This window comes from Aeromonas sp. 600774, from assembly GCF_049175075.1.
Taxonomy (GTDB): Bacteria; Pseudomonadota; Gammaproteobacteria; order Enterobacterales; family Aeromonadaceae; genus Aeromonas; species Aeromonas veronii_A.
Genome location: NZ_JAAKUJ010000006.1, coordinates 1 through 13,133 on the forward strand (window position 1 = coordinate 1; position 13,133 = coordinate 13,133).

General features: G+C 58.0%; 10 protein-coding genes. 8 read left to right on the forward strand and 2 right to left on the reverse strand.

The features are described from left to right. Window positions 1-169: 169 nt before the first annotated feature. Window positions 170-1,195 carry an ABC transporter permease subunit gene (locus G5171_RS07900; protein ID WP_337073556.1) on the reverse strand — a complete coding sequence of 342 codons (1,026 nt, stop codon included), beginning with the start codon at window positions 1,193-1,195 and terminating at the stop codon, window positions 170-172. A 740-nt stretch (window positions 1,196-1,935) separates the two neighbouring features. On the opposite strand from G5171_RS07900, the gene G5171_RS07905 reads away from it, so the two are divergent. From G5171_RS07905 to G5171_RS07940, 8 genes are all read left to right on the forward strand, one after another. Then, window positions 1,936-4,491, forward strand: a complete 2,556-nt coding sequence (locus G5171_RS07905; RefSeq protein WP_337073555.1) for a TonB-dependent receptor — start codon at window positions 1,936-1,938, stop codon at window positions 4,489-4,491. Window positions 4,492-4,599: 108 nt separating this feature from the next. Further along, the gene (locus G5171_RS07910; RefSeq protein ID WP_100654455.1) at window positions 4,600-5,364 is read left to right on the forward strand and encodes a DUF3450 domain-containing protein; all 765 of its coding nucleotides are present in this window, start codon (window positions 4,600-4,602) and stop codon (window positions 5,362-5,364) included. Then, complete coding sequence (locus G5171_RS07915) at window positions 5,361-6,734, forward strand: MotA/TolQ/ExbB proton channel family protein (RefSeq protein ID WP_216979404.1); 1,374 nt, start codon at window positions 5,361-5,363, stop codon at window positions 6,732-6,734. Before G5171_RS07910 ends, G5171_RS07915 begins: the two co-directional genes overlap by 4 nt. A gap of 10 nt (window positions 6,735-6,744) precedes the next feature. Next, window positions 6,745-7,272 (forward strand): MotA/TolQ/ExbB proton channel family protein, encoded by a 528-nt coding sequence (locus G5171_RS07920; RefSeq protein ID WP_005338936.1) that lies wholly within the window; start codon window positions 6,745-6,747, stop codon window positions 7,270-7,272. 67 nt (window positions 7,273-7,339) lie between these two features. Then, entirely contained in the window at window positions 7,340-7,747 is a 408-nt protein-coding gene (locus tag G5171_RS07925; RefSeq protein WP_005338933.1) for an ExbD/TolR family protein, read from the forward strand. 16 nt (window positions 7,748-7,763) lie between these two features. After that, complete coding sequence (locus G5171_RS07930; protein ID WP_005343441.1) at window positions 7,764-8,399, forward strand: energy transducer TonB; 636 nt, start codon at window positions 7,764-7,766, stop codon at window positions 8,397-8,399. A gap of 11 nt (window positions 8,400-8,410) precedes the next feature. Next, window positions 8,411-9,652 carry a tetratricopeptide repeat protein gene (locus G5171_RS07935; RefSeq protein WP_421260032.1) on the forward strand — a complete coding sequence of 414 codons (1,242 nt, stop codon included), beginning with the start codon at window positions 8,411-8,413 and terminating at the stop codon, window positions 9,650-9,652. Window positions 9,653-10,164: 512 nt separating this feature from the next. Then, window positions 10,165-11,085, forward strand: coding sequence for a L,D-transpeptidase family protein (locus G5171_RS07940; RefSeq protein WP_421260033.1), 921 nt, complete (start codon window positions 10,165-10,167; stop codon window positions 11,083-11,085). A 92-nt stretch (window positions 11,086-11,177) separates the two neighbouring features. Here G5171_RS07940 and sppA read toward each other — a convergent pair whose 3' ends face one another. After that, window positions 11,178-13,022 (reverse strand): signal peptide peptidase SppA, encoded by a 1,845-nt coding sequence (sppA, locus tag G5171_RS07945; RefSeq protein WP_421260034.1) that lies wholly within the window; start codon window positions 13,020-13,022, stop codon window positions 11,178-11,180. Window positions 13,023-13,133 lie beyond the last annotated feature (111 nt).

The window sequence follows — 13,133 nt, forward strand, 5'->3', positions numbered from 1 at the left end:
GATATCGGAGACGATATGGCGTGATATCAGCATCGGCATGGCAATAGAGGTCTGGTTCATGGTCAGTCTCCAAACCGCACTCGGGGATCAACAGGAGGCGCAACGCAGATATCGGAGACGATATGGCGTGATATCAGCATCGGCATGGCAATAGAGGTCTGGTTCATGGTCAGTCTCCAAACCGTACGCGCGGATCAACCAGGGCCACGCAGATATCGGAGACGATATTGCCTATCAGCATCAGCATGGAGGTGATGGCCAGAATGCCCATGACGGTGGGGTAATCCCGCTCGACGATAGCCTCGTAACCGAGCAGGCCGATGCCGTCGATGTTGAAGATGGTCTCGATGAGGAAGGAGCCGCCAAAGAAAACGGTGAGCACAGACCCCAGGTGACTGGCGATGGGGATCAGGCTGTTGCGCATGGCATGGTCGGTGACCGCCTTGCGAAACGGCAGTCCCTTGGCTACGGCGGTACGCACATAATCGGCCGACAGGTTCTCCATCAGGCTGTTTTTCATAGTCATGGTGAGGATGGCGAAATCGCCGATGGCGTAGGCGATAAGCGGCAGCAGGGCATGGGCAAAGACAGTGCGGATCTGATCCCAGCTGCTCTCCATGTACTCAAAGTCGTCCCCCGGAAAACCGCCCATTGGCAGCCACTCCAGATGGAAGGCGAAGACGGTGATGAGGAAGATCCCCACCACGTAGGCGGGCAGGGCATAGGCCATGTAGATAAGCATGGAGCTTAACGAGTCGAAGCGACTGTTGTGCCTGAGCGCCTTGGCCACCCCCAGCGGAATGGAGACCGCATAGCTCAGCAGAAAGGTCGCCAGTCCAAAGAAGGCGGTGACCGGGAGCCGCTCCTTGATGAGACCCCACACCGGCTCGTAGTAGCGGGTCGATTCGCCCAGATCCAGCACCGCCAGCTTCTGCAGCCACTCCCAGTAGGCGACCAGCATCGGCTTGTCGAGACCATAGAAGGCCTTGAGCTCCTCGATCTGCTCATCTGAGAGGGCCTGCGCCCCCTTACTGCCGCTGGAACGGCCGGATTCATTCTGGGAAACCTGGGCTTGCAGCAGCATGCGTTCGACCGGTCCGCCCGGCACGAAACGGGTGATGGTGAAGACGAGCAGGGTGATACCGAGAAACGTCGGGATGATCAAAAGCATCCGGCGTAGGAAATACGACAGCATGGTGGAACCTCGTCCTTGTTGTTCTTTTTTGCGGCCAGTCAAATCCGGTGACGGGCCTGTCCTTCCTGGCATTACGCGCTGGATTGGTTGCCAAACAGCAGACAATCCGCTTGGCCACTGTAAAAGCTCTGCAACAAAAATCAAGTACAAGGAAATGGAAAACTGGGACAAATGACCCGCTGAGACCAAAAGCACCGAAAAATGACGTTTTTTCTCTGAAAAGTGAAAATCAAAACAAAACGCTACTGCTCAACATTATTTTAAAAAATATAAACAGCTGTTTGTTTGAATCTTGTGTTTATTTATGTGATTGAATTTTAAGTGCTTTTCTTTCTGCTGCCAAAGAAGGGAAAACGATATCATCTCGACAAATTTATCTATCTCCCCCATCGGAGTGGTCAGTCACAATAATAATTAAAATAGAGTTTTATTCTTATTTTTGCCAATAAATCGAAATAAGATATAAAGAGACAGCACGTAAACAAATAAGTTCATCAACTTTTAATTCAGCGTCTTTTACATGTTTTAACAACGATTTCACATTGCGCGGGATGTTTTTGGCAGAATTATTCACTAATTATGCCGGTCAAAATTAATACACTCCGCTTATTCCACATCTCACCCTCCCGATCCCCCCACTCCATTGACGTCGCCAGTCAAAGATTGATAAGCCTTACGCATCGCTCCAAAGAGGGCGGTATCAGGAAGCAAACAATAAACAACCAGGAAGGATATAAGCGATGCTTAGGAAGAGCAGAATCTCTGCTGCGATTGCGTTCGCCTTGGCGAGCCTTGCGGCGGCCCCATCCGTATCTGCCGAAGAAGGGCAGAACGTCGAAAAACTGCAGAAAATCAAAGTCACTGGCTCCCGTATCTCTCGTGTTGATGTTGAGGGGGCGACTCCGGTTGTCTCTGTCAGCAAGGCCCAAATTGAACAGTCTGGCCAGCAGACTGTGGCTGATTATCTGAAACAGGCCTCCTACAACTCCTTTGGTGGTTTCTCCCCATCCTCCGGTAGCTCTGCCCAGTCACAAGCCACCGTAGGGCTGCGTGGCCTTGGTGAAGATCGCACACTGGTGCTGCTCAATGGCAAGCGTATCGCCGGTTCTCCCTCCATGGGGGGCACCGCCATCAACCTCAACACCATCCCCATGGCGGCCGTTGAGCGGGTGGAAGTCAACCTGGACGGTGGCTCTGCCCTGTATGGTTCTGATGCCATCGGTGGCGTTATCAACGTGATCCTCAAAGAGGGTTTTGAAGGCTTGTCATTCCAGGGGCGCGTCGGTTCACCGACCGAGGAAGGTGGTGACGAACAGAGTGGTTCCATCGTCAGCGGCATTTCGGGTGAGAAAGGTTCCCTGATGATGGTCTACGAGCATGATGTCAAAGACGAAATCTATTACAAGGATCGTGATTATCTGGCCAAGCAGGGGGCTGAGTCTCCTAGCCTCTATGGTCGCAATATCAAGGGAGTAGACGCGGCAACTGGCAAGACCGTAACCCATACTCTGAATGGGGTCGACTGTGAAAGCACCGGCGCCGGTTTTGTCACCAAGGGTACGGCTTGCCGCTTCGACTTTGCCCAGGTCGCAGCCAAGACCGCCTCGCGTACTCGCGACACCGTCTATGTCAACGGCCGTTACCATATCAACGACAATGTGGATTTCGTGCCACAGATGATTGGTTCCCGGGTCACCAGTTTTGGTCGTTTCGCCCCTGCTGCCGGTGCCTTCACCGTGGATGGCTCCACCCCTGAAAGTGCTGCAGTCCTGTCTGCCAACAACTTCAGCACCGCCAAGGCTGCGACGGTTTACTACCGCTTCAACAACGTCGGTCCCCGTGACAACGAAGTGACCGACTTGACCGGTACCCTGAACCTGGGTTTTGAAGGGGTGGTTCCGACCGAGGCGGTTGGCGATCTGGAGTGGAATGCCGGTTACATGTACTCCAAAACAGATAACCAGAGTATTGGTAATGGCTATGTATTGGAGCCGGCAGTTCAGACTCAGGTAAACAGTGGAAACTTCGTCAACGGCAGCTTCTCCGCTGATGCCACCAAGGATCTCTCTTATACCACCAGCCGCAACTCCAAGATGGATTTCTTCCAGTGGTATGGCGGTCTGGGTTGGGAGATGGGCGAACTGCCTGCTGGCCCGGTCAGCTGGTATCTGGGTGCCGAGTATAACGATTGGGTTTACTCCGACACCTACGACAGCCAGTCCGAAGCGGGTAACGTACTGGGTTCATCCGGCAACTCTGGTAGCGGTGTGCGCGATGTGTTTGCCACCTACATCGAGAGCCTGATCCCCATCACCGAGCAGATCGAGCTGAACCTGGCGGGTCGTTACGACAAGTACAGCGACTTTGGCAGCGCCTTCTCGCCCAAAGCGAGTCTGCGTTATCAGCCGCTCGACCAGCTGATGTTCCGTACCTCCTGGTCCCAGTCTTTCCGTGCGCCGGGTCTGAATGATCTCTATGCGGCGGATGCCCAGTCAGCGGACTTTGCCAAGGACTATGTCTACTGCCAGGCCAATGGTATTGCCAACTGTTCCGAAGAGCAGTACGAGACAACGCGCCAATCCAACAAGAACCTGAAGGAAGAGACCGCCAATACCTTCACTATCGGGGCGGCCTACAATCCGCTGGACAATCTGAACCTGTCGCTCGATTACTACTACATCAAGATTGATGACGTGATCCAGCTGGCTACCACCCAGACCCAGTTCTATCAGGAGCTCAATACCGGCAGCAACCCGAACGTCATTCGTGACGCCAACGGCGATGTCGAGAAGGTCTATGCCGGCATGGTCAACCTGGGGCAACTCAAGACCAGTGGTATCGACTTCAAGGCGGACTACAAGTACGACTTCAACTCCTTCACCCTGCGTTACGACTTTGGCAGCAGCTACATCCTGAAATATGAGGAAGGTCTGTTTGCTGGTGGCCCAATGGTTGACAAGAAGGGCTGGAATGGCAAACCCGACTTCCGTTTCAACTCCGGGATCGGTGCCAACTTCCCGCAGCTGTGGAATCTGGATACCTACCTAAGCACCAACTATATCGACTCCCAGAGCCAGGACTATGTGGATGGCAAGGAAGAGGGCCATATCGCTTCCAACACCATCTGGAACCTGAACGTCGCGGTCGATACCAGCTGGAATGCCAAGATCCAGACCGGCGTGAAGAACATGTTCAACCGCGGACCTTCCCTGTCAAATGATGGTTACACCTACGATGAATACCTCTACAGCATTGACGGACGGGTCTACTACATCGACTACACCCAGAAGTTCTAATCAACCCCGTTGATATACAACCTCAGCCGGCCCGGTCGGGCCGGCTGTGCCCAACGTCCAAGGAAGTTACGGAGATAGGGTAATCCTATGAAGACAAGGACCATTACAATGAAGAAAGCGCTCCTTGGCAGCCTGGTTTCGGCCGCCTTGTTGACCAGCTTCAATCTGAGTGCCGCCACTGCCGGTCAGGCCGTGGACGCTCAAGCCGCCACCGACAACGCATCCAAAGTTTCCCAGCAGAAGATCGACAGCTATGCCGAATCTGCCGAATCCGCACTGGCCCAGTACAAGGCTGCCCTGCGTCAGGTCGACAGTCTGCGCACCTACAACGAGCAGGTGAGCAAGATGGTCGAGTCCCAGAGCGCCGAGCTGGCGTCGATGCAAAAGCAGATCGCCCAGATTGATCAGACCAGCACCGAAGTGGTGCCCTTGATGCTCAAGATGATCGACTCCCTTGAGCAGTTTGTGTCACTGGATCTGCCGTTCCAGAAGGTCGAGCGCGAGGACCGCGTGGCGGCTCTGACCGACCTGATGAACCGGGCCGATGTCACCATCTCCGAGAAATACCGCAAGATCCTGGAGGCCTACCAGATCGAGGAGGGCTTCAGCCGCACCATTGAGGCCTACAAGGCGAGCCTGGACAAGGATGGCAGCGAGAAGACCTACGAGTTCCTGCGCGTTGGCCGCATCGCGCTGCTTTATCAATCCCCGGATGGCAATGAAACCGGGATGTGGAACAAGAAGACTCGCCAGTGGGAAGAGTTGCCCCAGGAGTATCGCAGTGCGGTTGAACAGGGCCTTCGCATCGCCAAGAAGCAGGCGCCTCCCGCGCTGATCAAGCTGCCGGTTCAAACTGCGGAGAAAGCATCATGAAAGGAATCAAACTTGCTATTGCCTCCCTGATTGCGGGAGCAACCCTGGTCACCCTGCCGGTGACCGCCGCCGAAAAACCGGTGGATCTCAATGCGCTGCTGAACCAGGTCAAGGCCTCCAGCCTGAGCGAATCCCAACTCAACAAGGAGCGGGAAGCCCGCTTCCTGGCTGACAAGAACGAGCAGGGGGCGCTGCTGGCCAAGGCCAAGGCCGAGCTGGCTGCCGAAACAGCCAAGGGCGAGCAGCTCAAGGCGACCTTTGATGCCAACGACAAGCAGCTGACCGAACTGACCGAAACCCTGCGCCAGCGTTCCGGCAACATGGGCGAAATGTTTGGTGTGCTGCGTCAGTTTGCCGGGGAGTTCAAGGGGATCTTCAACGCCTCCGCTCGTCGGGTCGAGCATCCGGAGCAATCCGCCCTGCTAACCCGTCTGGCCGAGAGTAAAGAGCTCCCCTCCAGCGATGATCTGGAAGCGTTCTGGACCACCACCCTCAGCCGCATGGTGGACGGTGGCAAGGTGAGCCAGATCCCGGCGACCGTGGTCTATGGCGAAGGCAACCAGGCCGAGAAGACCGTCACCCAGATCGGCGAGTTCAATACCGTCTCCGAAGGCAAGTACCTCACCTTCGTGCCGGAGACCGGCAAGTTCGAGCAGCTCTCCCGGCAACCGGAGAAGAGTGTGCTCGCTCCCATCGCCGAGTTTGAACAGGGCGGTGGCGGGGTCAAGCCCATCTTTATCGACCCGTCTCGCGGCGTGATCCTCTCCCTGCTGGTGCAGTCACCGACCCTCAAGGAGCGTATCGATCAGGGTGGTTCCGTGGGTTATGTGATCCTGGCATTGGGGGTCATCGGTACCCTGCTGGCCATCTTCTGCGGTATCCGCCTGTCGCTGATCGGCTCGTCCATGCGCAAGCAGCTGAAATCCGATCAGATCATCAAGGGCAACCCCATTGGTGACATGCTGGGGGCTTACCAGAACCATCGCGGTGACAATATCGAGGATCTGGAGTCCAAGCTCGACGAGATCATCCTGCGCAACGTGCCCAAGTTCGAGAAGGGCATCAGCCTCATCAAGCTGATCGCCTCCGTCGCGCCGCTGCTGGGCCTGCTCGGTACCGTAGTGGGGATGATTGCCACCTTCCAGGCCATCACCCTGTTCGGTACCGGCGATCCCAAGCTGATGGCGGGCGGTATCTCCGAGGCGCTGGTGACCACCATGCAGGGTCTGGTCGTCGCGGTGCCCATGCTGTTCCTCTACACCATTGTGCAGACCCAGAGCCGTCGTCTGATCCAGGTGCTGGAAGAGCAGAGCGCCGGTTTCGTTGCCCGTTATCAGGAACGTCTGCACGCCTCCAAAGCCGCAGCGTAAGGAGTCACCCATGTGGTTCTGGTTGATTGAAGAAGTCGAGTCGGTCCGCCGGTTTTTGGGATTGGGGGGCGATGTACTGGTCGCCCTGTTCTTCCTGACCCTGATGATGTGGGCCCTGTTGCTGGAGCGCTGGTTCTATTTCATGGCGGTCTACCCCAAGCAGGTGAAGCAGACCAAGGCGACCTGGCTGGCCCGCACCGATCATCTCTCCTGGTCTGCCAAGCAGATCCGGCGCGAGCTGGTCTCTCGGGTTGCCATGGCGGTGGACAAGGGGATGCCGGTCATCAAGGTACTGATCGCTCTCTGCCCGTTGATGGGATTGCTCGGTACCGTGGTCGGGATGGTGCAGGTGTTTGACACCCTGGCCATCACTGGCACCGGTTCGCCGCGGGCGATGGCATCGGGGATCTCCAAAGCAACGGTACCGACCATGGCGGGCATGATCGCCGCCCTTTCCGGCCTGTTTTTTGTCAACCAGCTCGATCACAAGGCCAAACTGGCGGTGCAAAAGCTGGAAGACAACCTGAAACACGGTTGATGCAGGATGCATACCCCCGGCGAGGCATGGCCTGCCGGGGGCACAGAACAAGCAAGGAGTTTCTGCTATGAGAAAACGTTACAGCGACAGCGGTGCTGACGAGGCGGCTATCGATTTGACCCCCATGCTGGACATAGTGTTCATCATGCTGATCTTCTTCATCGTCACCACCTCCTTCGTCAAGGAGTCCGGTGTCGAGATCAACCGTCCCAGTGCCAGCACGGCCGAGACGGTGAAGAAGGGCAATATCATGGTCGCGGTGCGCGAAAACGGTCAGGTCTGGGTCGACAAGCGGGTGGTCGAGGTGGGGGCGGTGCGCGCCAACATCGAGCGGCTGCGGGCCGAGAACCCGGAGAGCGCCGTGGTGATCCAGGCCGATAACGAATCCCGTTCCGGTCTGGTGGTGCAGGTCATGGATCAGATCCGCATGGCCGGTGTCCAGAACATCTCCATCGCGGCAGACAAGAGCAGCTGATGCCGGAGAGAGACCTATGAGATACCTGATATCGTTGGCGGTCTCCTGTGTGGTGGTGTTCTTTCTGTTTCTGGGAATGAACAAGCTGATCACACCGGATCACCGGGAGCTGGTGGAGAAGGATGACGTCACCATGACCGATTTCATCCGCCTCAAGCCCCAGGAGACCCTGCAAGAGAAACAGCGGGAGCTGCCCAAACCGCCGCCGCCCAAGCGTCCGCCGCCGCCTCCCGAGATGGAGGTGGCTAGCACGGATCGGCCGAAGATGGAGAGCGCGCCGATGGACATGCCCAAGCTCGACATCCCGGTCAATATCGGTGGTGGCAACGCGCTGGGTGCCTACAGCACCGGCGGCGGTGGTGGCGGCGTCGGTGGCAACAACGGCGCCATTCCGCTGGCAACCTTCGAGCCCATGATGCCCCGCAAGGCGGCACTGGCGGGGCTGGCCTCTGGCAAGGTGCTGGTGGAGTTCACCGTCACCGAGCGCGGTACCGTCAGCAACGTGCGGATCGTCAAGGAAGAGCCGCGCAGTTATGACCTCGGCAAAGAGGCGCGCAAAACCATCGCCAAGTGGACGTTCAAACCGGCCATGGTGGATGGCAAGCCGCAGGCGAGCCGTATGCAGCAAGAGATCGAGTTTGCGGTCAACTAAGGAAGGTGGCGATGAACAAGTTACACAAGATGATCCTCGCCCCGGTCGCCATGGCGGTGCTGCTCAGCACCGCCAGTTGGGCCGCCGAGCAGCCGGCCCTGTCGGATCGGGCCTATCGGGCGGTCAACAAGGCGCAGGAGCTGATCACTGACAAGCAATACGGTCTGGCGAATGCCAGATTGCAGGAGGCACTCTCCAGCGTGGGTGATCGGGTCTACGACAAGGGGGTCATATTGCAGACTCTCGGTTTCGTAGCCGCCCAGCAGGAGAAATACGGTCAGGCGACCAAGTACTTTGCCGATGCCATCGCGACAGGCGGCCTGCCGCCACCGGTGGCCCAGCAGGTGCGCTACAACCTGGCCCAGCTCTATATGGCTGAGGGTAATTATCAGGGCTCGATCAAGACCATGAAGGAGTGGTTTGCCAACCAGGGCAAAGATGACAAGCCCAACTCCCATGCCTATATCACGCTAGCCAACGCCCACGTGCAGCTCAAGCAGTACCGTGACGCGATCCCGGCGGTGGATCAGGCGATCAAGCTGTCGGCAGGTAAAGCGCCGGAGTCCTGGTATCTGCTGAAGATGGGGGCTCACTACGAGCTGAAACAGTACAAACCGGCGACCGAGGTGCTGACCTCTCTGGTCAACATGTTCCCGGAGAAGAAGAAGTACTGGACCCAGCTGTCGGCCATGCATATGCAGGCAGGCAACGATACCAAGGCGCTGGCTGCGCTGGAGTCTGCCTATAACCTCGGCATGTTGACCGAGGCCGCCGAGCTGCAGCGCCTCGCCAACTACCTCGCCTTCACCGGTATTCCCCATCGCGCCGCCCGGGTGATGGAGAAGGGGATGAAGGACGGGGTGATTGAGCAGAGCGCCAGCAACTACAAGACCCTGGCCAACTACTGGCATCAGGCCAAGGAGCTGGATCCGGCCATCGACACCCTGGCCAAGTCCTACCAGCTGGCCCCGAGCGCCGAATTGCAGCTGAAAATGGCGCGCATGATGATCCAGAGCAAACGCTATCAGGATCTGGTGGCGCTGGCCGCCAAACCGGCAGCCAATGCCAATGGTGAACAGCGGGCGGATCTCAAGTTCCTGACCGGTGTCGCCTATTTTGAGCAACAAAAGCCGAAGGAGGCCCTCAACGCCTTCACCCAGGCGGCTCAGAATGGCAACGTCAGCGGTCGGGCATCTCCGTGGATCAGCTTCCTCAAAGAGCAGAGTGGCACCGGAGAGGCAGCCGTCCAGTAATTCCAATGACAACTACCTGTAGTCCCTTTTATGGTTGCCTGGTGGCTCCATTAACCGCTCTTCGGAGCGGTTTTTTTATGGTGGCAGCCAGCACCGGCGGGTGGCCGACGCACGGTTTTATCCCTCTTCATCCCAATAAAGAGCCTCCGTCGACATTGGTCTATCTCCCCGGATGCGACAAACGTTTTAACCACTGCTGCAACCGTGAAGCAAGGTGGCGCTGCGCTGTGGTTGACTGGGGCTGGAGTGGCTCGCTGCCCGGCGGGCCGTGCCATTCATCTTTCACTCAGCTGCGACTTGCCAGTGTGGCTTTTGCCCTGTTGATAAGCGTCACATCGAAAACGGCTACTTTTAACAAGAAAAGCAACATATGGAAGTTGAAATTTTGGCCGACTCGGGAAAGAATGCGCGCTCGGTTATTTGGCGCCGTGGTGCAGGTTGACCCGCCACCGGCAGACCGAAGATAAGATGGCCTCCGGCCCATTTGGTACAGGAAACCACACAGGAATTTTATGAACCCCCTTCGCACTGCCGCTTCGGCCCTTTTATGCACACTTGCGCTGATCAGCCAGCAGGCTGCCGCCGTCGAGTACCGTCTGCCTGCTGCCAACAGCCGTCTGATCGGTGAGAATCTGGAATATGTGGTGCCTGCGGACAATCGTCCGCTGGAGCAGATTGCCTCCGAGTTTCAGTTGGGTTTGACCAATATCATGGAAGCCAACCCGGGCGTTGATCCCTATCTGCCGAAGGCGGGTAGCACCCTGATCATCCCCCACCAGCTGATCCTGCCCAACGCGCCCCGCGAAGGGATCGTCATCAACGTTGCCGAGATGCGCCTCTACTACTACCCGAAAGGGAAGAACGTGGTGGAAGTACTGCCCATCGGCATCGGTCAGCTGGGGGTAAACACCCCGGAGAACTGGATCACCAAGGTAGAGCGCAAGCGCGCCAACCCGACCTGGACCCCGACCGAGAACATCCGTCGCCGCTATGCCGCCCAGGGCAAGACCCTGCCGGCAGTATGGCCAGCGGGTCCGGACAACCCCATGGGTCTGCACGCCCTCTACATTGGCAACCTCTATGCCATCCACGGCACCAACGCCACCTTTGGCATTGGTCTGCGGGTGAGCAGCGGCTGCGTACGTCTGCGTGCCGACGACATCAAGTATCTGTTCGACAACGTGCCGGTCGGTACCCGCGTCCAGTTCGTCAACCAGCCGGTCAAGACGACAGTCGAGCCGGATGGTGGTCGCTACATGGAAGTGCACGAGCCGCTGTCACGCACCGAGGAGGAGTTCAACTCCACCGCCTCCGTGCCGCTCCCGATGACACCGGCCATCACCCGCTTCATTGCTCACGCCGAGTCTGACTCCTACGTGGTCAAGCAGGTGCTGGAACAGCGTACCGGTATGCCGACCCGCCTCAATCCCTGATTGGGCAAATTGGCAGTGCCGCGCGCACTGGCTGAATAAAGAAAACGGCGACCAGATGGTCGCCGTTTTTTTATGGGGGAGTCACCGCTTGCTTACTGCACGCAGACCGGGCAGAAGGCGTAGGTGCCTTGCGGATCGTTGAAGCGGGTGAGCGGGTCGAGACTGCGGTTCACTTCCACCAATGCTTTGCCAAATCCAGCCGGCAGCCAGCTTTGCAACTGGGGGGCCAGCACTTGGGCACTGCTGTCAAACAGCTGGCGCAGGAACTTGTCCTTGGTGGACTCCTCCTGCTCGATGGGGGTCACCTGCCACTCCTTGAGGTTGGCCAGTTCGGCGGCGGCCTTGATGGCGTCATCCAGATTGCCGAACTCGTCCACCAGACCCAGGGCCTTGGCATCCTCACCAGTCCAGACACGACCTTCGGCCGCTTTCTCGGCCTCTTCCGGGCTCAGACCACGACCCTTGCTGACCAGACCGATGAAGCGCTGATAGGTATCTTCCACGCTCAGCTGGATTGCCTGACCGACGTGATCCGGCAGGGCGCGGGTCGGGCCGACGCCGACGTAATCTGTGGTGCCAACCCCGTCGGTATGCACGCCGAACTGGGCCAACGCCTTGTCGATGGTGGCGAACATGCCGAATACCCCGATGGAGCCGGTGAGGGTGGTCGGGGAGGCGAAGATCTTGTCCGCATCGGCGGAGATCCAGTAGCCACCGGAGGCGGCATAGCTGCCCATGGAGACCACTACCGGTTTGCCTGCCTGTTTCAGGGCCAGCAGCTCGGCGCGGATCTGCTCGGCGGCGAAGGCGCTGCCGCCCGGACTGTCGACCCGCAGGACCACGGCTTTGACCTTGTCATCGCGGCGGGCATCGGCCAGCAGGTCGGAGAGGCTGTCGCCACCGATGGTTCCGGCAGGCTGGACGCCATCCATGATGGCGCCGCTGGCGACCACCAGACCCACCTCATCCTTGCCGCTCTGGGGATATTGTTCCGGAATGGCAGCCAGATACTCTTTCAGGCCGACCCCTTTCCAGCCGTGGTCGTCCGCTTCACCCACCTCTTTAATGACCGCCTGGGTCATCTCGTCGCGGGTGGCCAGCTGATCCACCAGACCGTTGTCGAGGGCGTAGTTGGCGGCATTGCCACCGGCCTTGCGCAGCAGCTCGAGGAAGCGCTCCTTGCCCGGCGCGACCGCATCGGGTTCGATCTCCCGCTGCTCGGCTACGTCAGTCACATAGGATTGCCACAGCTGATCCAGCCAGCGCTGGTTCGCCTCTTTGCTCTCGGGGGACATCTCGTCACGGGTATAGGGCTCGACGAAGGATTTGTAGGTGCCGACCTTGAATACATGCGGGGTGATGTTGAGCTTCTCCAGCGCCGACTTGAAGTAGGTCTGGTAGACCCCAAGCCCCTCTATTACCACGGCTCCACTCTGGTTGAGCAGCACGTGATCGGCGTGGGCCGCCAGCAGGTACTGGCCTTGAGTGTAGAAGTCGGCCATGGCGATCACCGGTTTGCCGCTCTCCCGGAAGGAGTCGATGGCACTCGCCACCTCCTGCAGTTTGGTGAAGTTGGCTCCCTGCAGCCCTTGTGGCTTGATCACCAGCGCCTTGATGCGCTCGTCATCCTTGGCACTCTTGATGGCCCACAGCAGGTCGGAAAGAACGATCTCGCTCGGCTGCTCGTCGCTGCTGTCCATCTGGCGCAGCAGTTGTACGGTGGGATCTGTCTGGGAGCGTTGCTCCACCAGCACGCCGTTGAGATTGAGGGTCAGCGCCCCTTCGATGGGCGCCTTGGGAGCCTCTTTCTGGCTGACGCTGAAGACGATGACCAGCACTACGATGAGAAACAGCAGATTGACCAGCATCAGCCGGGTGAAATTGAGCAGGCGCCACAGGCTGCGGAACAACCAACCCAGACCTTTGAAAATAGACATAGTCGCGTTATCGCCCTGTTAATGGGTAGAGAAGAGCCATTATTAACCAGTTGCGGGCGAAATTGCCATTTCCGACTGGCGGATCCCGCCTATCTTCGTTCAGGGCACGGC